Origin of the sequence: Vibrio sp. 10N.261.51.A3 (genome assembly GCF_041471965.1) — a bacterium.
Classification (GTDB): domain Bacteria; phylum Pseudomonadota; class Gammaproteobacteria; order Enterobacterales; family Vibrionaceae; genus Vibrio; species Vibrio crassostreae_C.
In genome coordinates this window covers 43,140-67,166 of record NZ_JBFRPK010000024.1, presented here as the reverse complement: position 1 = coordinate 67,166, position 24,027 = coordinate 43,140, and the positions used below count along the sequence as shown (strand labels likewise).

Here is a 24,027-nt window from a genome sequence, read left to right as displayed (position 1 = left end):
ATTTCAATCCCTATTTCAGGCCCATCGAAAAGCCGCGCAGCAGGTATTTCTGCATATAGCTGGCAAGAAAAAGCATAGGAACAGAGGAGATAATGCCTATCACCATAAGCTCGCCCCATGCGGTGCCGTCTTCTGTCATGAAGTTAGAAATGAACAGCGGGATGGTAAATTTGTCCGGTGTGTGCACGAAAAGAAGAGAGAATAAAAACTCGTTCCATCCCAAAATCATGGCGAAAATAGACGTGGCAACCAAACCTGGGGCACAGAGTGGAAATACAATATATTGAAGGCGTTTGAACAAGTGAGCGCCATCCATTGAGCCTGCTTCTTCAATCTCTAAAGGGACGTCACGAATGAAGCCTAGCAGCATCCAGATACAAAAGGGCAGGGTGTAAACCTGATACGCCAATACCAGCCCAAGCTTGCTATTTAGTAACCCGAATTGGTTCATTAACGAGTACAACGGAATGGCGACCACAATCGGTGGCATCATTTTGATGATTAACACCGACAATAAAAACAGGTTGTCCAGTTTGGCTGGAAAGCGGTATCGAACCAACGCGTAAGCAGCGAAGAATGCCACAATTACGGAAACCACCGTTGCAGATAGCGATACCAGTACGGTATTACTGATTAGAGTAAACAGCTCCCCTTGCCATACCTTTAGAAAGGAGTCGAAGCTCAGTGTCGAAGGCAATAATGCGGTCCCAGAATGTAAGATTTCCGCGGGTGACTTAAAGGCAGTACCGAACATCCAAATGATCGGAAGTATAAATAGGCCGGTCGCAGCCCAGACGAAAAAAATATGAAGGCGTGTATTCATTTTTGGCCTCCTTTCATTACGCGTTTCGCATAGATAAGAGTCATAGAGAGTGAGATAGCGAGCATGACCAGTGATGAGGCGCTTGCCATTCCTAAGTCAAAGAATCGGAAACCGTATTTGTAGACAAACATCGATAAGGTTTCTGTGGCGTTCCCCGGGCCTCCTCCCGTCATCACGTACACCTTGTCAAATAGCTTAAAGGTGTCTATCGAGCGTAGAAGAAAGGCCAATAATATCTGTTTCTGGATGAGCGGTAAGGTGATGTAAAACGTCGATTTCCAGCCTTTTGCACCATCGACCATCGCGGCTTCATTGATGTCTTTCGGCACAGATTGCAATCCCGCGAGAATGATGAGAAATGCCATTGGCGTCCACTGCCAAGTATCAACCATGGCAATGGCAAATAGAGCTAAGTTAGGGTTAAACAACCACTCTTGTGCAGGCAGCCCAATCGACACCAAAACGGCGTTCAGAAGGCCGAAATCATAGTGGTACCAAGAGCGCCATATAGAAGAGCAAACTAAGGTCGAGATCATCATCGGGTAGATGATAATGGGCAGAGCGAATCGTCGACCAGGAAATTGGCGATGAAACAGCAAGGCTAATGCCAAACCAAGCAGCACCTGAGCGGTTGAGGCTACCAGTGTAAAAACGAACGTGTTTTTTATCGCGGCGATGAAGAAGAAGTCATTGAAGAGTTCGCTGAAGTTCGCGAAGCCAATGAATTGATAGCCGGCACGTTCACTGTCTAAGCTGAAGAACGCATTGTAAAGTACCGACAAAATTGGGTAGACCGTGAGTAAGCCAAGCACAAGCATTGCAGGGAGCAACAAAACAGTGAGCTGCTTACGATTTTCAAACAACATACAAAAGCCTAAAAGCAGCCATCGGCATCAACGACACAGGTCAATACCGATGGCATTCATTATGAGTGATTACGATTTAACAATACGATTGATGCGAGTATGAGCTTGCTTAAGGGCTTGCTCCGGACTCATTTGCCCCATCATTGCTAACTGTAAGAAGTCACCTAAGATACTTTCCACTTCCGCCCAGTTATGGATTCTAGGACGAGCCTTACCAGTTGATAGTGCTTTGGCTTGTTGTGGATACCAACGATACTTGCTCACCACTTCGTCATCAAAGTAAATGCTGTTACGCGTTGGTGGCATGCCGTAGTCGAGAGCGAGAGCTTTTTGAATATCGGCGCTGGTTGCAAATTTTAAGAATGCCTCTGCTTCTTGCTTGTTGTTTGAGTCTGAAGGAATGGCGAGCTGCCAAATACCTAGCATTGGCGCAGGGCTTCCTACTTCTGCTGGCGGTGCCATTATCTCCATATCACCCACAACGTTGGATACGTCAGCGTTATCTAGATTTGGCACCCAGGCTGGCCATACTTCAATCGCCATTGCCGCTGTCCCTTTTTGCAGCGAATCACGTACTTCATCAGCGTTGTAAACATCGACGCCTCTCGGCGCAAATTGCTTCATTGCTAGGAAGGTTTCTAATGCTTCTACAGCCTCTTTAGAGTCGAGAGTTGAACGGCCATTCTCGTCGACCACATCAGCGCCATATCCCCAAAGTACAGGTAGGAAACCCGTCACGATAGGGTTGCCTTTTACGCCACGAAAAACCACGCCATTAGTGTCACTTGATTCACTGATGGTTTTTGCTGAATTGAGCACGTCTGTCCATGACGTTGGCTCTGACAGATCATGTTTTGCAAATTCAGCACGATTCCATGCGAACATCGCAACGTTCCCCACCATTGGCATCGCATAAGCAGGGCCGCTTGCATCTGGGTAGCGGCCAATATCAAATGACGCTTGAACAAAGTCAGTATCCTCTACTGAGCTAGACAGTGGTGCTAACCATTGATTGGTTAAAAACTCAGGTGCCCACGTATCGTCCATAAGGATCACATCGTAATGACCCGTTTGCTCACGCATAGAAAGAACCGTACTTTCATATAGTCCTTTGGTTGGGCGTTTAACCAAGGTTACCTTCGTCTCTGGCTTAACCTTGTTGTACTCACTCACTACAAATTCCATGGCTTCGCCATAGCTGCTATCGCGACTTGCAATGACCAGTTCACTTGCATTGACCAATGGTGTTGTGGCGAGAATTGCCGAGGCAATGATTGCTTTTCGGAACATGACGTTCTCCCTTTCCTTGATAAGTTGAGCGTTATTGCACGCGCGTTCAAACTAATGCTTATTACCTTAGTGAAGCTAAATGTCAGATTGATGACGAAGATGTGAAACTTAAAATCGTGATGGCGAAGCGATTTTAAGCTTCACTGAAATTAGATATGGGTTAATATTTATTGGTGAGTGTCATCCCAACGAGTGACTGGTAGCAGTTTGAAGCGAGTATTGGCGTTAAAATCCTGACAGGAGTAGAGGTGCCATTGTGTTCCTGCCCCAGCCCCTTTATTGTCCATGCAGTATCCGTTACCGTCGTCACCACTAGTGTTACTGTGCCAACTAATGAATGCGCTGGTTGGTGTAATACTCCACTTTTCGCTGGTTCCTCCATCACAACTCCATAAGTGAAGGTCTTTGCCGTTCCCTGCTTTCCCTCCCTTGATATCCACGCAATATCGAGAGTTTCCTTTGGGTCTTAGCTGAGATTCAACGGTGTAAACAAACTTTTGATCCTCTGACTTTTGACACTGACTGCTGATTAGCTGAGTTCCGTTACTATATTTAGAGTCTTTGACACTTAAGCACAGCCCGGTTTGTTCGTTGTAAATCTGGAAAAAACCCGCGATTGAACGTCGTACGCCAATAAGTGGAACAGCATTACCCCAAGTCGAAATATCTTGAGGTTTAGATCTTTCTCTATTGATGAACTGCACCCCGTGGCTAACTGAAAGGTAGTTGTATTCAAATGTTTCAGGGCTAACTAGAGAGTCTCCCCAAATATGCATCATTTGCTTATTATTAGCGGCTTCATTTGCGACATTTTGGTAGTGCTTACTCTGACCCATGTTGTTACAAATAAAGCGTTGAGACTCCTCTTTTGATATCCCATTGAGTTGCCCTCCCACCTTAATATGTTCAATAGTGCTACCTTCAGGACACATGAAAGTTGATGGCACCACGCCATGTGTCTCCCATAACCAGTTCCAACCTGATCGGTAGTTTTGGTTCTTGCTCCCTATTTTTCCACCAGTGAGAACAACGATGATTTTGCCTTGAAGGTCGCGTAGTAAGGGCCAGCCAAATGTTTTAGTCAATTCACGAATGTGTTTACTGGGGTTAACTGCTCCTGCGTGTTCCGCTGCTGTTGCTGCTGGCACTAAATGCTCGTTTAAGTACGACGAGAACCGGTACTGGTGTTCGCTCAAGTAGTCACTGATCCATTTGTCAATCATGCCAACTTCATCGTAGTTCCATGCGTTAGCGGGATCCCAACTGACTTTTAGATCGATTAGAACCACTAAGGGGTATTTCGGGTTATTTTGGTTTGTCCATTGAATGATGTCATCGAAGCAATGACCCAGCCGAGTATTGCCAGCTGCTGCGCAGTTTTTGTTGCCGGGGCTTGAGGAGTGAGACACGTAAGGGCCAAACTCTTCGTGTTCCCATCTACCTCTATCGATCACATCCAATTCCACGATACCAAACCCCTGATCTAACCAATCCGTCAGCTTATCTCCATAGTCTTGGGTGTTATGTTGCTGCATGTAATAGATGTCACTGAATGTATGTTTACTTGGATCTACAGGTTCTACCTGAATGACTGATGCCAAGGCTTGAGAGCTTGCCAGTAAAGCTAGCCCTGGCCAAAATAACTTATGCATAATTTCTCCTTAATTTTTGCACGCGCGTTCACTGAGTGTTTACGTTAGAGAATATTGATGACTGATTGATTAAAAATTGGTTAAATATTGTTCGCTTCAATTAGGGGTAAAAATGAGTTGAGCAATTTGTTAGAACCGCTTAAACCTGAGTTACAGTTAATACGAAGATAAAAAAGCCCTCCACGATGTTTATTCGTGGAGGGCTTTCGTTGGAAGTTACTTTCTTCTAATTGAGAGCTTGTGAGATAAGAGCGCTACAGCGAAACAACACTCTTTATCTCTTCCAAAACCTCGGCGTTAGCGATAGCCCCGAGGTTTTCTACATTTTTGCCATTGATCACCTGTTTCACAGCCAACTCCACCAGTTTGCCAGAGCGTGTTTTTGGCACGTCGCTGATCGCAAATATCTGGCTTGGCACGTGTCTTGGCGAACAAGAGGATTTGAGTTTGCTTTTGATGGCTGTCAGTAACTTTTCATCTAAATTCACACCTTGCTGCAGCTGAACAAACAGCCATACCTGTTCATTGCGGTCGATGTTTTTACCGACTGCTATCGAATCGATGATGCCGTCAATGGTGTTCACTTGCTGATAGATTTCGGCCGTACCAATTCGCACGCCACCGGGGTTGAGTGTGGTGTCGCCTCGCCCGTAGAACAGGTAGCCGCCATGTTCGCTCTGTGCGACTTCATCACCGTGATGCCACACATTGTCGAACCTATCCCAATAGGTGCTGTGATAGCGCTCTCCGGTGTCATTCCAAAAGCCAGCGGGGAAGTTGGGTAGGGAGTTGGTGCATACTAATTCGCCACGTTCGTGATCGACCTTTTGACCAGACGAATTGAACACCTTGATGTCGACGCCGAGCCCGGCCTGTTGGCACTCACCGCGATATACAGGCGAGATTGGGTTACCCAAAACAAAGCAGCCACAAATATCCGTGCCGCCAGAAATCGACGCTAAATGCAGGTCTTGCTTGATGTGCTTGTAAACGTAATCGAACTGCTCTGGGTAAAGCACAGAACCCGTCGAGCACAGTGTTCTTAATTGAGGCAGAGAGTGGCTGTCGATTGGTGAGAGTTCGGCTTTCTCAATCGCTTCTATGTACTTGGCTGAGGTGCCAAATGTCGATACGTCAGCACGCTGCGCTAAATCCCATAGAACGTTAGGTTGCGGGTAAACCGGGCTACCATCAAAGATAACCAAACAAGCACCGCTGGCGAGCGCAGATACGTGCCAGTTCCACATCATCCAACCACAAGTGGTGTAGTAGAACACGCGATCTCTTGGTTTAATATCGCAATGAAGCTGATGCTCTTTTAGGTGGTTGATGGTAGTGCCACCGACAGAATGCACTATACATTTGGGTTTGCCTGTGGTGCCGGAAGAGTAGAGTACAAACAACGGTTCATTGAAGCCGACACGAGTAAATCGAAGAGGTTTTGTCTGATAGTGATTAATGATGCTGTGCCAGCTTAGAATCGACACATCATGTTCAACTTTTTTCTTCTCTAAATCGCTCTTCTCTAAGTCATTACTCGGTTTCAAATAACCGATCTCACACACCTGTTTTAATTCGTTTAAGTGTTCGATGATTTCACGGTTCTTGCCCGCCATATCGAACGTTTTGCCATTGAAGGTGTAACCGTCACAGGTGAACAGCACCTTAGGTTTCACCTGTCCGAATCGCTCAATCACACTCTCTACTCCAAAATCAGGCGAGGTCGATGTCCAAATCGCCCCTAAGCTGGTGGCGGCTAGCATTGCGACCACGGTTTGTGGCAGATAAGGGGTATAAGCGGCAACTACATCACCTTGCTCCACGCCACAATCCAGGAGCCACTGTTGAACACTAGAGACTTCCTCACACAAGGTTTTCCATGTGTAGCTTTGCTGCTCGCCACGTTCATTTTCAAACCAAATCGCAAGCTCGTTTGGCAACGTTTTTGCTGAATGCAGCAAGTTTTCTGCGTAGTTAACTTGAGCATTCGGAAACCACACCGCATCCCGATTCGATTTAGGCTGCTGCCAGCGGCTCTCGCCTTGAGTTTTTATGAGCTCTCTTTGTGCGTTATCAATATTGTCCTGCGAGCCGACCATTCCACAAAACTGCCACACGTTCTGCCAAAACGACTCGGGATGTTCCACAGACCATTGATGAAGCTCCGTGTAGTTTTTCAATTCCCGCTCGAGTACGCCCTGCTGATCGAGGCTATCCATAAATCGGGTTACGTTGGCGTGTGCGATACGCTGGTCGCTAGGTTGCCAAATTGGCTTATTGCTCTCGTGCATTCCTTTACCTTTAACAAAAAGTTAACATTTTCAGTCTGGTATTTAGGTTTTACAAAGTCAAAAGTTCAGCAAAATAAGCGCTTGGTGGAATTGTGTAAATAAAATGTTACACGATCGCTTGTTTCGAAAAATCGCGCAAATTGGCGCTTATAAGGAGTGGAGATAGGCTTAAAGTGAGACATTCGAAAGGAGGTGTGTAATGACTCAATATCATTCTAAGCCCGTGAGCCAAGAGGGATGGGTTGAGTGGAGCCTCGAAGAAGACGCTATTTGGCACGACTTAGTGAAAAGGCAACTGGACGTGATTAATGACCGCGCATGCGATGCTTATTTGCACGGTTTGACCTTGCTGGATCTACCATTAGACAGAGTTCCCCAGCTGCCAGAGATAAATAAAGTGCTAATGGAAACAACCGGTTGGCAAGTTCAGCCTGTGCCTGCATTGATCGATTTCGACCGATTCTTTGATTTGCTCGCCAACAAGAAATTCCCAGTTGCGACATTTCTGAGAACGCGAGACGAGTTCGATTACTTACAAGAACCTGATTTCTTTCATGAAATTTTTGGTCACTGTGCCATGCTCACCAATGCCGACTTCGCGGCTTTCACTGAGCATTATGGAAAACTAGGCCAAGCCGCCACATCCAAACAGCGCGCTTATCTTGCCCGTTTGTATTGGTTTACGGTCGAGTTCGGTTTAGTAAAAGAGGGGCAAAAACTGAAAATTTATGGCGGTGGCATTCTCTCGTCTCCGGCGGAAACCATGTACGCATTGGGCGGTGATTTGGCGGTTCGTGAGCGGTTCGATCTGCAGACGGTGTTAAGAACTCCTTATCGAATCGACATCATGCAGCCGAAATATTACGTGATCGACGAGCTATCTGAGCTCTTTAAAATCAGTCAGGAAAACCTATTACAGCAAGCTGATCTCGCCATAGACGCGGGGTTACTACCACCACTTTTTGAACCCAAGGAACCAACACATGTTGAATGAACAAAAATGCGAAGCCTGCAGTATCGACGCGATTGCCCTAAGTAAAGATGAACAACAATCTTTACTGTTGGAGTTGTCTGATTGGCAGATCATGGAAAGAGACGGTATCCCACAGCTTGAGAAGGTGTTTAAGTTTAAGAACTACAAGCAAGCATGGGCATTCAGCAACATAGTGTCAGAACTGGCAGAAGAAGAGTTCCACCATCCTTCGATCTTATTGGAGTGGGGTAAAGTCACCGTCACTTGGTGGAGTCATTCAATCAAAGGCCTGCACAAAAATGATTTCATCTGCGCCTCACGCTGCGATGTGTTCGCGGTGAGTGAATAGTTTTGTAGGTTAGGAGTTACTCTTGCAACCTCTGTGATGCGATTAACTCATTATTCGGCTCATAATGTGAGTTGAATAATTGCCTTAAACAGCTCATAGTATGAGTTGAATAAGTGATACTTTCGCATCATGGGGTGTAATATGTGGATTTGGCAGCAAGATAATTGGCCAAACTTTGTTTGGGATAATCAGAAAATAGGCGTGAGGTTAAGAGAAGTACGGCTTAATCAGGGCATTCTATTGGGCAAGATTACCTCACAGTCGGCAGATCAATCCCAAACCATGCTCGACACCTTATTAGCGAACATAGTCCATTCCAGTGCGATTGAGGGAGAAAAGCTTAATGCTTTCTCGGTCCGGTCTTCTTTAGCCAATAAACTCGGTGTCAGTGAAGATCGACCTTTTCCAACGACAGAACAAACCGATGGCCTAGCTGAAATTATGTTGGATGCGGTGCAGAACCTAACAGAGCCACTAGCGCTTGATAGGATCTTACATTGGCACGATAGACTGTTTCCTCAAGGCTACACCATGTTTAACCCTGTAATCGGAGGTCAGCTAAGAGGTGACACTCCCATGCAAGTGGTATCGGGAAGAATTGACCGTCCGACCGTACATTTTGAAGCGCCTAGCCGAGACATTCTTGATGCTGAGCTAGATACATTTATCAAATGGTTTAATGATTCACTTACCGACGCCACACTCGATCCTCTATTGCGAGCCGCAATCACTCACCTTTGGTTTATCACCTTACACCCGTTAGATGATGGTAATGGTCGTATTACTCGATTGTTGACCGACTTGGCGTTAGCACAGGCCGAGCAGCAGTCGGTACGCTTCTATGCGATGTCGGTGGGAATTCTCGCTAACCGCAAGCATTACTACGAGATATTGGAGCGAACCCAGAAAGGGGGACTCGATATTAGCGAATGGTTGATGTGGTTCTTAGATACGTTAGACGAGACGTTTACAGGGGTTTTCGCTGAGGTCGACCAAACTGTATATAAGACCAACTATTGGCGCAGCATCGACCAAACCAAGCTTACAGCAGAGCAAGTAAAAGTGCTGAATAGGATGCTCGATGGTGATTTTTCAGAAGGTATCAATGCCAGCCAATATCAGAAAGTAGCAAAGGTGAGCAGTGCCACAGCAACACGTCATTTGAATGCTTTGATTGAGCATGGCTGCTTAGTTAAATCTGGTTCTGGTGGCAGAAGCACGCGCTATCTGTTGCCTGAGTAGGGTTTATACACCCATATTCATTTCTATACTTAAAAGCTGCTAACGTTCAGAGTGAATGTTGACAGCTTTTTAGGTTTCCAATTTCATAATTTTATACAGTGAGTCATAGAGGTAATTAGACTTAACCATTAACCCAATAGAGGTGATGTTTAACTAATTGATTTTATTTAACTTGCTTTGAATGTTTCATCAATCACTTTAATATGTAGGCTGTATTTTGATTTTATGTCTTACATCAGAGGTCACATGCTCTATAAGTTCTTACCCTATGACAGAGTAGATGTTATAAGCGATTTAAGAATCCGATTTTCGCCGTTAGACTCTCTAAATGATCCATATGAAGCATTACCATCAATCGATTTGTCTAGTTTGAGAGAGCAAGAAGTATTGAAGGTGAATGATCGTTTAGACTCATTATGGGAGCGGACTGCCGATGAAGAAAAAACTGAAGATAATTGGCAAATATTATCAAATGGTAGACAAGAATTAGTGGCGCATATTACGAATCGATTAGGTTCTTCAGAAGTAAGGACTGAGTTGATGGGCTTATTCGGAGACAAGTTTGGTATCTTGTCTTTGTCTCGCACTAAACAAAATCTTTTGATGTGGTCACATTATTCCAGTGCCATGACTGGTTACGTCATTGGTTTTGATGAAAGCCACGAATTTTTCCACAGGCCAACTTTATTTGGAGAGCCGACTAAGCCATCACCTGTAAAATACTCGGAATCTCGAATGCAATTTAATGTTCACAGTGGTGATAAACTTGACCTTCTATGCCATAAGCCATTGGATTGGGCGTATGAGCAGGAAGAAAGGTTGTTCCTTTCACTAATGGATGATGAGTTCAAGACAGAACATAAAGACAATTTTGGTAATAGCGTCTACCTCTACCCAATCCCCCTGAGGCAATTCATAGCGTTTATATAGGAGCTAGAGCATCTTCCGAAATTAAGAGAAAAATTCAACTCGCAATCAGAACAAATAATTTAGATTGCAAAATTTATTTAGGTGATTTGTCTGAAACTGAATACAAAGTAGATTTTTCGGAAGTTGAGCTTAAAGATTTGATAAATTGATACAGTATTTAAAATGTTCCGGGGCTTACTGTGAGCCTTTTATTGGCAAATAACTCGCGGTAACACTTTTCCCAACTCCCCTTAGCTTGACCTGCATCAGTGACTTGCTTGGTTTCGGGTCTCATAAACCCTTTCTGTTACTCATAGTATTGGTTTTATGAGGCTGCTCTATGATATATTTCTCGGCCAAGTGTATTACAGACGAAGGCTAGCAATGTCTATCAACCTTTCACTCCTTCCACCCAGCGAGAAAAATAAAATCGAACTGGATAAGCAAGCATCGTTTCTTGTATGGAAACTGAAGCAAGCGAAATGTGGCCCTGAAGCCATTGTTGAAGAAGCAATGAAGCTAGGTGACCCAGATGAAAAGGTGTGGTTTGAACAGTCTGTAGAAAAATACAAACGGGTAATGGGTGTCGCATAAACGCAGACAAACCTTGCCCAGCAGTGCTGTAGAATTGAAATGACACAGTAATTTGCTAGAATTTGCACCGTTAATTGAATCAGAGAGAAGATCCCGATGGGAAGAAGTTTTGAAGTGCGCAAGGCCTCAATGGCGAAAACTGCAGGCGCAAAAATTAAAGTTTATTCTAAATACGGTAAAGAGATTTACGTACTGGCTAAGAACGGCAGCTCTGACCCAGACATGAACCTACCTCTTAAGCACCTGATTGCTAAAGCGAAGAAAGACCAAGTACCAGCTCACGTTATCGACAAAGCGATCGATAAAGCGAACGGCGGCGGCGGTGAAGACTTCCAACCAGCTCGTTACGAAGGTTTTGGCCCAGGTGGCACAAGCGTAATCGTTGACTGTCTAACTGACAACGGCAACCGTACTTTCCAAGACGTTCGCCAATGTTTCGTTAAGACTGGTGCGAAAATCGGTGTTGAAGGTACTGTTTCTCACATGTTCGCTCACCAAGCTGTATTCCAGTTTAAAGGCGAAGACGACGAGATCATCCTAGAAACGCTAATGATGGAAGACGTAGACGTGACTGACGTTGAGCTAGAAGACGGTGTTATCACTGTATTCGCTCCAACGACTGAGTTCTTCAAAACGAAGACTGCACTAAACACTGCGTTCCCAGAGCTAACGCTAGACGTTGAGGAAATCACTTTCGTTCCTCAAACAACTACGCCAGTAGCTGAAGAAGATTCTGAGAAATTCCAGAAGTTCTTAGACATGCTTGACGACTGTGATGACGTTCAGCAGGTTTACCACAACGCTGAGCTGTAATCTTTACAGTAACAAAAGTTATTAAAAAACCGAGCCTAGTGCTCGGTTTTTTTATGCTTTGAGTATTGATCAAGCCTTGATCATCGTTCCATAATGTACGGCTGACAAAGCGTTCTCTGGTCGCGATTTATCGCTGAACTTCATTATATTGTTCGTCTTATCCCGACATGAATCTGATTCAAGTGCTCCCTGAGTATCATCGGGGTGATCGCCAAGCGTATTTAGTGTACAAAGAAAGAAAATATCAGCCAAAGGCTTTGACCCTGCTTATTGATGCACTGATTGAGAGTGTTCGATCTTTTCATAGCGATGGTTTGGTCAAATAAAAGGAGAAAGAAATGAAAGTAAGTTTTATCGGGCTAGGCGTTATGGGTTTCCCAATGGCAGGCCATCTAGTCAAAGCCGGTTTTGAAGTAACGGTATTTAACCGCACTCACAGTAAAGCGCTAGACTGGGCTGATAAACACCAAGGTAAAGCGGCAGAATCTGTGGCTGAATGTGTAGCGGAAGCTGACGTGGTATTGGTTTGTGTGGGCAACGATGACGACGTACGCAGCATGACAACCAGCGAAACAGGCGCATTGGCAGCGATGAAGCCAAACGCGATTCTTGTCGATCACACTACAACGTCTGCAGTTCTGTCTGAAGAGCTTGAAGTGGCAGCGAAGCAAGCCGGTATTCGCTTTATGGATGCACCTGTATCTGGTGGCCAAGCGGGCGCAGAAAATGGCGTGCTAACCATCATGTGTGGTGGCGAACAAGCGCTTTTCAACGACCTTCAACCTGTGTTCGAAGCTTACGGTAAGTCGTCAGTTCTTATGGGTAAAGTCGGCCAAGGCCAACGCGCGAAAATGGTTAACCAGATCTGCATTGCAGGAGTGTTGAATGGCTTATCTGAAGGCTTAGTGCTTGCTGAAAAATCAGGTTTGGATATCCCAACTCTGGTTGATTGCCTTAAAAACGGCGCTGCTGGCTCATGGCAGATGGAAAACCGTGCTACCACAATGGCACAAGACAAGTTCGATTTTGGCTTTGCAATTGATTGGATGATCAAGGACTTAGGTTTCTGTCTAGATGAAGCTGAGCGCCAAGGCATCCAGCTTCCACTGACTGAAAAGACCAACAACGCCTACAAGGCACTGTCTGCCGAAGGACAAGGCCGCATGGATACATCAGTATTGATGAAAGCCGTGGTTGAAGAGACAAAGAAGTAGAAAGATCGAAGTAATAGGAACTTCGTTTAGATAACTAAAAATAGCCGCGGATTAGCGGCTATTTTTTTGGTTTGAGCTCTGCCGAGTGCGTTAATCCAAAATAAATCCCCTCCTAGCCTCCCCTTGATTCATATGTAGATCCCTTGCTGATCGTGGAGAGGGGAGGAATAGAACATCGATCGTTAAAAGTGTCGATATATGTTCAGTGCTAAAGAAAGTTCTCCCCCTCTGCTAAAGATCTAGAGATATTGATGAACCCAGATTGAGGGGGAGTTAGAGGGGGAGGTAACTATGGCTAATTATGCGAATAGTGTTCGTCTAGTTCCTATAAGGTTGAGACCCCACTCACACCGCCTCTCAACCATTCACTCCTTATAATTACCATTCGTCGCATTGGTAAAACTGCACGACAAATTCTAGTTAACCTTTCAACGTCAACATTTGAAAGGGATTAGAAATCATGACTACTTCACACTCATTTAATTCAGGCTCTACAACTTCTGTGCTTAAGCGTTCATTGCTGATTGCTCTTGTTTCGTTTGCACCGTCGTTAGCTTTAGCGAACCCGAGTTCAGACGTGCTCGATATCTACAACCAAGCGGCGCAAGGCAATGAAGACTTGGTTGAGGTGGCTTATGAACGCCTTAATGACACGCTGCAACAAGACGGCGCTACGCCACTGACTTTAGTTTATTTAGGAAGCACAGAAACCCTGATGGGGCGTGATGCGTTCTTACCTTGGAACAAGATGAAGTATGTGGAGAGAGGCTTATCAACCATTGATAAATCACTGGTGCTGCTGAAAGACGAAGACCAACCAATTCATGAACAACCCCGTGTTCAAGGGCTGCCAGATTCTTACCTAACTCGCGCAATGGCCGCCGTTACTTACACCTCTCTGCCAGACATGTTTAATCATTTCGATCGTGGTTATGACCTGTTCCTCTCGCTATTGGCTGAAGATGCTTTCCAGCAACAGCATTTCGCTGTGACATCGTGGATTTACCGTTATGCGATTGAGGCATCGATTCGTGCTGAAGACCTAACGCAAGCACAAGCGTGGCTAGAGCAAATGGAAACGGCCGATGCCGACAACATCGAAACGATGACTGCGAAGGCCCTAATAGCGAAAGCGAAATAAAGGGCATGGAAGCTAAACAGTTGGTTAGTAATCAGAGGAAAACGGGATGATTGAATTTAAAGATATCGGCAAAGCATATGTCACAGGCGGTCAACGTGTTGATGCATTAAACGGGGTCGATGGCCATATCCAGCGCGGTGAAATGGTGGCGTTGTGTGGCCCGTCGGGTTCTGGAAAAAGCACACTTTTGAATATTCTTGGTTTGTTGGATATGAGCTATCGAGGACAGATCAATATTGATGGCCAACCGTATCCGACAGAGCAAATCGCCGCTGCACGCTTTCGCCGTCAGTCGTTGGGTTTTGTATTTCAGCGCTTCAATCTGGTTCCAGTGATGACGGCACTTGAGAACGTGGCCTACCCATTGATGTTGAACCAATGTTCGAAACAAGAACAGCAGACCAGAGCACAAGAGATGTTGGAGCGTGTTGGGCTAGGCGAATATGTACATCATCGCCCAGACAATCTTTCAGGCGGCCAGCAGCAACGTGTCGCGATAGCCAGAGCGCTAATCCACAACCCAAGCTTAGTCATTGCCGATGAGCCGACCGCTAGCTTAGACAGTCACACCGCCAACCTTGTGATCGACATTATGAAAGAGCTCGGCCATGAAATGGGCACCACCTTTATTGTCGCAACGCATGACCCAAGAATGGCGCAGCGTTGTGACCGAGTCATTGAACTTATCGATGGTCAACTGGCACTACAAGCCACAGCAATGGAGGCAATCTCATGGGCAAGTTAACACAAAGAATGAGCACTTTTTTGCTTCCTACCTCGGTGCGTTTGGCGTGGCTTAATTTATTGAGAAACGGTCGCCGTAGTCTGCTTTCGGTATTGATCATCGCAATTGCCGTATTTGCGCTGACCTCGGCTGGAGGTTATGGGCTTTATACCTATGAATCTCTGCGTGAATCGACCGCGCGCGATACTGGTCATCTTACTTTGAGTACGCCGGGATATTTTGAGCAAGATGAAGACATGCCGCTGAGCAATGGTCTAGACAATGTTCAAGCCCTAACCAAGAGCATTATTGGCGACAGCGACGTGCGTGGTGTGCAGCCTAGGGTCTATTTTAGCGGCTTGGTTTCTAACGGCAGCAAATCGACCATTTTTATGGGAACGGGTGTTAATGAGCGTGAGTTCGACATGAAAGGTCCATTCCTTGATGTGCGCAGCGGGCAAACCCTGTCAGATGTGAAATCCCCAAGATACGAAAGCCAAGAACCACAAGTCATGCTGGGAACTGATCTGGCTCGTAACCTCAAAGTTGCGGTTGGCGATTGGGTGACACTGCTTGCAACCACCAGTGACGGTGCTTTGAACGCGTTTGATTTTAAGGTGCAGGGTATCTATTCGACGGGTGTGCCTGAGCTGGATAAGCGTCAGCTGTATGTTCATATCACGACCGCTCAAGAGCTTTTGGCTTCAGACAAAGTGAGCACCTTGTCGGTATTCCTTTTTGAAACCAGCAAGACCTCGACCGTTCAACAGCGTATCCAAACGGCTTTGGATCGAAATAGCGCGAGCCAAAGCGAACAAGGTACAGAGATCGAGATCACCCCATGGCAAGATCGTGCGTTTTTCTACACCAAGGTTAAAGATCTTTACGACCGGATCTTCGGCATCATGGGCGCAGTGATGGCGTTGGTGGTGTTCGTGTCGCTGTTTAACACCATGACCATGTCGGTGACCGAACGCACTCGAGAAATTGGCACCTTGTCGGCACTCGGCAGTTACCCTTCTGAAATCGTCGCAGGTTTCTTAAAAGAGGCGGGATTGTTGGCTGTGATTGGTAGCGCGATCGGCGCGTTAGTGAGTGGCTTAGTGTCGGTGTTATTGCTGGTGGTTGATATACAAATGCCACCACCTCCCGGCAGAACCGAGGGTTACCCACTCAATATTTACTTCTCATTGGAATTGGTTGGTTACGCCACCTTGGGTGTACTGACGATCTGTTTGCTAGCCGCTTATTTCTCTGCTCGCAAAGGCGTAAATAAGCCAATCACGGAGGCGCTGGTTTATGTATAAATTTACTCGTTCACTCACTATTTTAGGTTCTGCGTTGGCTCTAGCATCGGCACCAAGCTGGGCTATCGATTCACAGCAAGTTACTGAGATGATTGCTAAGGCAGACAGCTACCGTTTGAACAGCGAACAGGCATCAAAAGTGGTATCTCTGGTCGCGCTATATCAAGACGAGCAACTAGACAAAACCCGCGAATACAACGTCTACACAAGACCAAACCGAGAGTCGCTGGTCGTGTTCAAGTCGGCGGTCGAGGCGGGTCAAAAGATGCTGATGATAGAGGACAACTATTGGTTACTGATGCCGAAATCGCGCCGACCTATCCGAATCACACCAATGCAGAAACTCTTGGGTGAAGCTTCGGTAGGGGACATTTCGACGCTCACTTGGAGCGAAGATTACCAAGGTAAGTGGGTTGCCGAGCAACAGGTTGAGAGGTCGACTGGCGAGACACTCGATACTTATCATCTAAAGCTAACGGCGAAAACCAAGGGGGCGAGTTACCAGTCGATTGATCTGTGGTTAACAGCAGACCGTGCATTCCCAGTTAAAGCGGATCTGTATCTGCGTTCTGGAAAACTGGCGAAACAAGCTTGGTTTACTGAAGGCGTGCGTGATGGATTACCAACAGTGGTGTCGATGACCTTGCTCGATAAGATTCAGCCGAGTAAGAAAACCGTGATTGAGTACCGCGAGGTGAGTGAACAAGCCTTGGCTGACAAATACTACAACCCTGCTTACTTATCGCGTAACAGCGTGTCTGGGCTGTAGGTGAGCGTCATGAAAGCTTCCAATTGCCGATTCCACATAAAGCCTTCAATCGCTACTTTGCTTGCTTTGTCTTGTGTGAGTAACACGATTCAAGCGGACGACCTGAGCTTGGCGTGGGATTGGCAACTCAGTGCAGAAGTGATTGAATCGAGAGAGTCACCATTTAGCCCTTTAGCGTCTGATAATCGTCAGTCTTTAAATGGCTTGCTGGATCTAGAGGTTGGATATAACAATTGGCTTGGTCTGTTCGCAGTTAAAGCCAACGATATTTTGAGCAACGATCCACAGGGGAATGAGGCGAGCTTTGAATCGGAATTCATTGTGCGCGAGCTGTTTTGGCAAGGTGGTGTTGAACTGTCTAATTCAGCGTTCGGTGACCACTATCTTGATGTCACGCTTGGCAAGGTTCGTTTGGATTGGGGCGTGGGCTATGGCTATCGACCGTTAGACATCATCAAACCTTATCGACAAAACCCAGTGGGCATTGTCGCAGAAGAGGGCGCAGGTGTTGCCTCGGCGTCACTGTTCGATATGACGGGCGAATGGACACTGCTTTACAGCGATTCGTCATGGACTTCCCAAGACGTAAATGAATTCGAAAAGCAGAATCAGCAACAAGGCTTTGGGATACGTCGTTACAATCTGGTTGGCGACCACGAATATCAATGGATCGCTTATTACGACGATGTACGCCACGGCTTGCTTGGAGCGAGCTTGGTGTCGGTATTAAATCTCGCGTGGGAGTTTCACGGTTCGATGGTTTATCAGCGACAAAGTTTGGGTTACAGCCAGCCTAACTCACTGCATAAACCGGTTTATCTAGAAGAGCAGGGCGAGGCTTACCAAGCCTTACTCGGACTGATATGGGTCAACGAGACGGGCCACAATGTGGTACTGGAATACTGGTTTGATAGCCGCGCTTGGAGTGACTCTGAGTGGCAAAGCGCTTTAGAGAATGCGGAATCTTTGTCTCTTAATCCCATGACAATATCGTTGGCGGGCTCTTACGCTCAAGGCTATCAACACGCCAATTTGGTTCAACACAACCTCATGTTTCACTGGTCTTTGGACTCGACACATGGCTGGCTTGAAGATATCACGCCAACATTCGATGTCATGTTGTCTCCTCAAGATGGCGGTTTTATTGCGACTCAGTGGCTCAATTATCAGGCTTTAGATAATGGCAATTCATCGTTGGATTTGGAACTTGCTGCACGCTTTCTAGGTGGTAAAAGTGATTCTGCTTACGCCAGTTTACCCGATAGTCATATGATTCTCTTAAATATCAAAGGACGATTTTAATGGACACTTCTTCAAACAGTCGATTTTCATGGATTAAGAGTTTCGCGTTCACCACGCTATTTTGTGTTCTTATTGCGGTTACAACCCATACGATTTGGGGCGGCGGATTAACGGTTAACCTGGCAATCAGTTTTGGCTTTGGCTACAGCGCCGTGGGTTCTTCTTTCATCTTGGTGAAGTTGTTTAAGAGGACATCTCGAACGCTTGAGGTGGGTATCTCAATGGTGATTGCGATGACCTTTGGTACCTTGAACGCACACTATTGGTTGAACGGGTATTTCGGGGCTAATATCTCGGACCTTAAATCTGTAGTCTTGCTCGGTGTGATCTTCTGTTCGGTTTGCTATTACTATTTCTATACTCGGGAGCAGCAGTTACGTGCCGATAACGAATTGGAAGTGGCCAAGCGTCGTCAGGCCGACCAAGAAAAGGTGGTGGTGCTAAGCCAGCTTAAACAACTGCAAAGCCAAATTGAACCGCACTTCTTGTTCAACACGCTTGCGACCATCAATGTATTGATTGAGAGTGACAGCGCGAAAGCCAAGTTGATGCTCGAAAAACTGACTGACTTATTACGTGTAACTCTGAAAAACAGCCGCACCGAGCAATCGACCATCGCACAAGAGGTCGACTTGTTAGACGCTTATCTTAATATTCAGAAGATACGCTTGGGGGAGCGCTTAGCGTTCTCGATTGAAACACACGAGATTAGCGATTTGCAGGTGATTCCACCGTTCTTGATTCAACCTTTGGTCGAGAATGCACTTACGCACGGTATCGAACCCAAAGCGGCGGGTGGCCAAGTGAATATTCGTATTACTCAACAAGCCGAGCAGCTAAAAATTGAAGTGGCTGATAATGGCGCAGGGCTGAAAACGCCTTCTGCGAATACGGGTCACGGTGTTGGGTTAAGCAATATTCGTCAAAGAATCGAAACCCTTTATGGTGATAAGGCGAGCCTAACGATTACTGAACACGCTGAAGGCGGGGTCGTGTCGACTATCTTGTTACCGCTGACTGATGCAGTTGTCTAGAATTGCAGACCAGAAAGCACAGAACAGTGACGAAAAATAGACGATTTACAGTGTGAATTTAAAGGACTAACCATGAATAACCCAGCAATACAGCCGAGCGTAACGGCGATTATCGCAGACGATGAAGCACTGTTAAGGCATCACTTAGACAAGAGCCTTGCTGAGGTTTGGCCTGAGCTGGAGATCGTCAGTAAGGCACAAAACGGTTTGGAGGCGATGCAAAGTATTCAGCAGCTTAAGCCCGACGTGGCTTTTCTCGATATTCGTATGCCAGAGCTGGATGGAATCTCGCTGGCGAAGCAACTCAACAAGCTAGATTCACCGCCATTGATTGTGTTTATTACGGCTTATGACGAATACGCAGTTAAAGCCTTTGAACACAATGCGATGGATTATTTGCTAAAACCAATCAATGAAGAGCGTTTACTTGCCACATGTCAGAAGGTTCAAACACGCTTGTCGAGCAACCAAACGCAATCAGGTAGTACACCAGAACAGCCCGACATCGCGGCACTAATGAGTCAGCTTCAACAGTTATCACAATCGACTTCTCAGCAAACGCAGCCTCCTTATCGACCGCAGCAAAAGCACCTCACATGGCTCAAAGCCAGCCTTGGGGAAGATATCCACCTGATTGCCGTCGATGATGTGGCGTATTTCAAAGCCGAAGACAAGTACGTGTCTATATTTAAGAAGGGTCAAGAGGGTGCATTAGAAGAGTTTATTCTTCGCGTGTCGCTAAAAGAGTTGATTGCCCAACTCAATCCTGATGAGTTTTGGCAGATCCACCGTTCAGTGGTGGTGAAAGTCTCCGCTATTGATAAGGTGAAGAAAGGCCTTTCTGGTCAGATGTCGGCATATGTGTCAGGGGAAAAGCTACCGATCAGCCGTGCCTCGCAAGCGTTGTTTAAGGGTATGTAGAGAACTGGCTGAAATTTATGTAGCTTATTGATTTTAAATAGATGTAGTTAGCGAGTCTAAAATCGATTTAATAGGCTCTTATCTAAATGCCTATTTAAATGAGCACAGCGATCTTACATAACGATTGGTGATTTATAAAATAAAGATCCAGATCACAAAGATACTCATCAGGTTCAATATTAAATAATAATCGTTAGCTCAATCTGTATATTGTCGATGAATGACATTAAGAGGTTGTTATGAAAACATATTATTTAGCGACGGCTCTATGCCTCACCTTAGTTGGCTGTAGCTCAACATCAAAAACTACCGAAACGCCAATCCAGCCGGATCCGGCATGGACTTCAGGCCAACTAGAAAATGGCCTTACTTATCATGTTTATCCAGATCATGAAGAATCCGTATCTGTTCGTTTAGTCGTGCACGCCGGTTCGATTCAAGAGACTTCTCAACAAGAAGGCTACGCGCACTTCTTGGAACACATGGCATTCAATGGCAGTAAAAACTTCTCTCAGAACGATGTGATTCGTCTATTCGAAGACGCAGGCGCTAGCTTTGGTGCTGATATTAATGCCTACACTTCTTATGAAGAGACGGTCTACCAGTTAGATTTGCCAGATAACATCCAATTGCAGTCTGCTTTGACGTGGATGCGTGACATTGGTGATGGCCTGGATCTATCAAGTTCAGAAGTCGAAAAAGAAAAAGGCGTGGTTCTTGGTGAGTTCCGTATGGCTCGCCTCGATGATAAGTCATTCGGAGATATATATTATGATTACTTCGTTGAAGGCGGCCCGTACGAATCGCAAGATGCATTAGGGACTAAATCGTCGATCGTGAATGCTACTCCTCAAGGCATCAGCAACTTTTATCAGACTTGGTATCAACCTCAAATAGTTGAGCTGGTCGTTTCTGGTGATGTGGACATCAAAACTGTGATTCCACTTATTGAAGAAAAGTTTTCTAGCTGGGAGCGTGGCGATACGCCGAGACCAGAGAAACAGAAAACGACCTCATTCAATGAAGATGATTATGTTGAGTACGCAGGAAGAGAAGCGCCAAGCATCACTCTGACGTTTAACCGCGGTTCAAATATAGTTGAAAATCATGCTCAGCAGAATCAACGCAGGTTAGATGAAACCGCTCAGCAATTGATTCAACGACGATTAGAAGCGGTGTTCAATGATGCCGCGTTCCCGACTCAATGGATTGCATCTGATAGTTATCGAATGGGCGCTTTTTACTATTCGTCAATAAGTGTTGGGTTTCCGGCTGGAGACCGTGAAGTTATCCAACAAGATCTGCTTTCTACATTGGCATCATTGCGTGATTTTGGTGTTTCGGAAACGGATATTGCTGGCGAACTGTACTACTATCAAGACTTGCTGGATAACATCGAGCATAACTGGGATAAAATGGACAGTGTTGAACACGCGAATTACAAAGTGAGTGCGTTAGTCAATGATCGAATAGTCCAATCACAGAAAGATTATCAAGCAAGCTTGGAAGCTTTCATCGCTAACTTGAGCCTTGAAGTGATTAACGACAACATCAAGAATCTACTTTCTGATGATTACTTTATTGTTATTGGGATGGATGACAATGAAGACAGAACAGCGGTCATTAACTCTCTAGATAGCTTAAAAGCCACGTATAGCGAGGCGGGAATTCCGCCGCTTGCGATAGGAACAGCCAGTGCTTTTGCTGTACCTAGCTCGCAAGGCGAGGTTGTACTTGCTGAACAAATGTCTATTGACCCATACATCCAAAAGTGGACGTTAAGCAATGGCATCGACATGTGGTACCTGCGTGATTATGAGGCAGGTGATGATGTTGGGGTGATGTACATGAGCCTCGGCGGAAAAGCCGCTTTGGATCCGAGCTTGTACCCAGCTGTTGAGGTTGCGTTACCTACCTTCGCTCGAAGTGGTGTCGGTGAGTTTACGGGCTCTGAGCTTTTAGCGTACTTTGATCGTGAAAATATTAGCGCCGATTCTTTCATTGGTAATACTCGTCATGGTATTGAATTTAATATCAATAAAGACGGACTTAAAGATACGTTTGCTGCGCTTTATACCTTCATAACTGCGCCTAAAATTGTTCCCGAGCAGTTAGAGGCAGTGAAACAGGAGTTTGTACAAGGTCAAGAATCTTTCTTGAGCAGCCCTGTCGGTCAGTTTGAGCGCGCAAGAAACCAGAATATCTATCGTCAAGACAGTGGCCACCTCTTTGTTGATAAAGAACGTGTTGAAGCGGTTTCTGTGGAAGACGTCGCTAATCTTCATCAGCAATTGTTTGGTCAAATGAGGCATAACCAATTGGTGATCGTGGGTGACATCGACCCAAGTGAATTAAAGCCTTTGGTTGAGCAATACTTGGCTTCGATTCCATTAGAAAAAGCTGAGGTTCCTGAATTTAAGGTGGCTTACAAGCAGCCATCTGAATCACGCATTGATTTAGCGATCAACAATGTGAATAGTGCAGAGTACATCTTACGAGTCATCTCTGAACCTGAAGCCGAAACCGACCAAGGCGTAACGGCAAAAGATATCTTCACGGAAAACTTGCTAGAACGACTGCTGGCGGCTCGTTTAGATGCTTATATTCGTGAAGAGTTGAGCTTAGATTACTCGCCATATACGTATTCATCATCCGCAGATAGTGAGCTGAGTGGTGAGTGGGTTATCGGGGCGATGGTAGCGCCGGAGAACGTTGACCAAGTCGAAGTGGCGATCGATAAAGTGATTGCAGACCTTTTACAAGGCGTCTCTGAAAAGGAAATGCACGCAGTCGTGAAACAGTTTGAAGCGGACTTCACACCTCTCGAGATGAGCTCTATTGACCAAGCATGGTACCTGTCTCGTTATTTACTTCATGGTTACGATATCGAAGCTTTGTCTCAAGTTGAGCGAGTGGCGAGGTCGATTACTGCGGAAGACATGAATCAACTTGTCCAACGCATCTTTGGTGAAGATAGCCGCAAGGTTAAGAACATCATGCGTCCTAAAGCCTAAAGCCTAAAGCCTAAAGCTTGAAACCAACAGAAAGAGACAACTCAAAGCCAAGCGAGCACCGCTTGGCTTTCTTGTTTTCCCACCATTTATAACGTCTATGCCTCACCTGTTGTTAAGCCGTTTTAGATCTATGTAAATCTAAATTTTGAGATCGCTTAATCGGTTGCATCGTATCATTTTCTAAAAAAATGTTTTAAATCAAGACAGCGTTTCATTTGTATTGTAGATTGACGATCTACGAGAATGTTGTTTGGATATTAGATTGCTTAAACTGGGTACCCGATTAGTCTTAATGTTGTTTTTACTGAGCTTTGGCTTAGTGAATTCTAACGGCTATTCGTTTCCTTCTAAGCCATTTCAAATATACTCGGCTCAAGAGCAATCTTCACAGAATGATCTTTGTAAACAAGCTGATACGGATAATCCGTCGAGCTACTTAGAGTGCGATAAGGCTCAGTTTGGCACCGTGCCTTCTGGTGACAGTTCTAACTATCACGACACCGAATCAAGCCTTCAAGCAGCAAACTTCAGACGTATGCTCAGTAACGAGCAAGAAAGCGTGGCCGATCTTGAGCCTGCTTATCATCTACTGATTGACTTCTCTCCCCCCTCAATACTGGCTTCCCTGCTCTTCAACACGCCGTTGTTGGATTCCAAGCTGCACTGGACCAGCATTGTGAGTTCTCCGTCTTCCCGGCTTTCGGGGTGGAAAGAGGGCAACATCCAATACTCGCATTTCCGAGAACTTCTTAGCTAATCGTTTGACCCTAAATTGGTCGTATCGATGGTCGCCTAGTGC

Annotated in this window: 21 protein-coding genes and 1 pseudogene; 17 read left to right on the top strand and 5 right to left on the bottom strand. The window is 45.7% G+C overall.

Annotated features, from left to right (window positions below):
• Positions 1-10 precede the first annotated feature (10 nt).
• The 5 genes from AB4371_RS07015 to AB4371_RS06995 all read right to left on the bottom strand — a co-directional run bounded on the left by AB4371_RS07015 (position 11) and on the right by AB4371_RS06995 (position 6,922).
• A complete protein-coding gene (locus AB4371_RS07015; RefSeq protein ID WP_065676058.1) occupies positions 11-823 on the bottom strand; it encodes a carbohydrate ABC transporter permease in 813 nt (270 codons plus the stop codon).
• Entirely contained in the window at positions 820-1,689 is an 870-nt protein-coding gene (locus AB4371_RS07010) for a carbohydrate ABC transporter permease (protein ID WP_102393370.1), read from the bottom strand. Before AB4371_RS07010 ends, AB4371_RS07015 begins: the two co-directional genes overlap by 4 nt.
• Positions 1,690-1,758: 69 nt before the next feature.
• On the bottom strand, positions 1,759-2,979 hold the full coding sequence (locus tag AB4371_RS07005) for an extracellular solute-binding protein (RefSeq protein WP_081229142.1): 1,221 nt from the start codon (positions 2,977-2,979) through the stop codon (positions 1,759-1,761).
• Positions 2,980-3,146: 167 nt separating this feature from the next.
• On the bottom strand, positions 3,147-4,631 hold the full coding sequence (locus AB4371_RS07000) for a ricin-type beta-trefoil lectin domain protein (RefSeq protein WP_102393369.1): 1,485 nt from the start codon (positions 4,629-4,631) through the stop codon (positions 3,147-3,149).
• A gap of 254 nt (positions 4,632-4,885) precedes the next feature.
• Positions 4,886-6,922 carry an acetoacetate--CoA ligase gene (locus AB4371_RS06995; RefSeq protein WP_102393368.1) on the bottom strand — a complete coding sequence of 679 codons (2,037 nt, stop codon included), beginning with the start codon at positions 6,920-6,922 and terminating at the stop codon, positions 4,886-4,888.
• 199 nt (positions 6,923-7,121) lie between these two features.
• Between AB4371_RS06995 and phhA the strand changes: the two genes are divergently transcribed.
• The 17 genes and pseudogenes from phhA (at position 7,122) to AB4371_RS06910 (ending at position 23,985) form a co-directional block, all read left to right on the top strand.
• Positions 7,122-7,916, top strand: coding sequence for a phenylalanine 4-monooxygenase (gene phhA / locus AB4371_RS06990; RefSeq protein WP_102393367.1), 795 nt, complete (start codon positions 7,122-7,124; stop codon positions 7,914-7,916).
• Positions 7,906-8,244, top strand: a complete 339-nt coding sequence (locus AB4371_RS06985; RefSeq protein ID WP_102393366.1) for a 4a-hydroxytetrahydrobiopterin dehydratase — start codon at positions 7,906-7,908, stop codon at positions 8,242-8,244. Before phhA ends, AB4371_RS06985 begins: the two co-directional genes overlap by 11 nt.
• A 141-nt stretch (positions 8,245-8,385) precedes the next feature.
• The gene (locus AB4371_RS06980) at positions 8,386-9,486 is read left to right on the top strand and encodes a Fic family protein (protein WP_136974000.1); all 1,101 of its coding nucleotides are present in this window, start codon (positions 8,386-8,388) and stop codon (positions 9,484-9,486) included.
• A 246-nt stretch (positions 9,487-9,732) separates the two neighbouring features.
• Complete coding sequence (locus tag AB4371_RS06975) at positions 9,733-10,416, top strand: DUF2971 domain-containing protein (RefSeq protein WP_372149322.1); 684 nt, start codon at positions 9,733-9,735, stop codon at positions 10,414-10,416.
• Between the two features lie 363 nt (positions 10,417-10,779).
• Positions 10,780-10,989: a DUF3283 family protein gene (locus AB4371_RS06970; protein ID WP_008216860.1), complete on the top strand. Its 210-nt coding sequence runs from the start codon at positions 10,780-10,782 to the stop codon at positions 10,987-10,989.
• 96 nt (positions 10,990-11,085) lie between these two features.
• A complete protein-coding gene (locus AB4371_RS06965) occupies positions 11,086-11,802 on the top strand; it encodes a YebC/PmpR family DNA-binding transcriptional regulator (protein ID WP_017057670.1) in 717 nt (238 codons plus the stop codon).
• A gap of 161 nt (positions 11,803-11,963) precedes the next feature.
• A pseudogene (locus AB4371_RS06960) lies at positions 11,964-12,128 on the top strand (LysR family transcriptional regulator); the annotation flags it as partial.
• A gap of 12 nt (positions 12,129-12,140) precedes the next feature.
• Positions 12,141-13,016 carry an NAD(P)-dependent oxidoreductase gene (locus tag AB4371_RS06955; protein ID WP_017070192.1) on the top strand — a complete coding sequence of 292 codons (876 nt, stop codon included), beginning with the start codon at positions 12,141-12,143 and terminating at the stop codon, positions 13,014-13,016.
• Positions 13,017-13,476: 460 nt separating this feature from the next.
• Positions 13,477-14,157 (top strand): hypothetical protein, encoded by a 681-nt coding sequence (locus AB4371_RS06950; protein WP_017065104.1) that lies wholly within the window; start codon positions 13,477-13,479, stop codon positions 14,155-14,157.
• A gap of 46 nt (positions 14,158-14,203) precedes the next feature.
• Entirely contained in the window at positions 14,204-14,902 is a 699-nt protein-coding gene (locus AB4371_RS06945; RefSeq protein WP_017067011.1) for an ABC transporter ATP-binding protein, read from the top strand.
• The gene (locus AB4371_RS06940; protein ID WP_372149320.1) at positions 14,890-16,188 is read left to right on the top strand and encodes an ABC transporter permease; all 1,299 of its coding nucleotides are present in this window, start codon (positions 14,890-14,892) and stop codon (positions 16,186-16,188) included. Before AB4371_RS06945 ends, AB4371_RS06940 begins: the two co-directional genes overlap by 13 nt.
• Positions 16,181-16,957: an outer membrane lipoprotein-sorting protein gene (locus tag AB4371_RS06935; protein ID WP_372054487.1), complete on the top strand. Its 777-nt coding sequence runs from the start codon at positions 16,181-16,183 to the stop codon at positions 16,955-16,957. Before AB4371_RS06940 ends, AB4371_RS06935 begins: the two co-directional genes overlap by 8 nt.
• Positions 16,958-16,966: 9 nt before the next feature.
• A complete protein-coding gene (locus AB4371_RS06930) occupies positions 16,967-18,259 on the top strand; it encodes a hypothetical protein (RefSeq protein ID WP_372149317.1) in 1,293 nt (430 codons plus the stop codon).
• Positions 18,259-19,293 (top strand): sensor histidine kinase, encoded by a 1,035-nt coding sequence (locus AB4371_RS06925; protein WP_372149314.1) that lies wholly within the window; start codon positions 18,259-18,261, stop codon positions 19,291-19,293. Before AB4371_RS06930 ends, AB4371_RS06925 begins: the two co-directional genes overlap by 1 nt.
• Before the next feature lie 72 nt (positions 19,294-19,365).
• Positions 19,366-20,214 carry a LytR/AlgR family response regulator transcription factor gene (locus AB4371_RS06920; protein WP_372149312.1) on the top strand — a complete coding sequence of 283 codons (849 nt, stop codon included), beginning with the start codon at positions 19,366-19,368 and terminating at the stop codon, positions 20,212-20,214.
• Between the two features lie 239 nt (positions 20,215-20,453).
• Positions 20,454-23,228 (top strand): M16 family metallopeptidase, encoded by a 2,775-nt coding sequence (locus AB4371_RS06915; protein ID WP_372149310.1) that lies wholly within the window; start codon positions 20,454-20,456, stop codon positions 23,226-23,228.
• 292 nt (positions 23,229-23,520) lie between these two features.
• On the top strand, positions 23,521-23,985 hold the full coding sequence (locus AB4371_RS06910; RefSeq protein ID WP_017072340.1) for a hypothetical protein: 465 nt from the start codon (positions 23,521-23,523) through the stop codon (positions 23,983-23,985).
• The last annotated feature ends 42 nt before the right edge of the window (positions 23,986-24,027 follow it).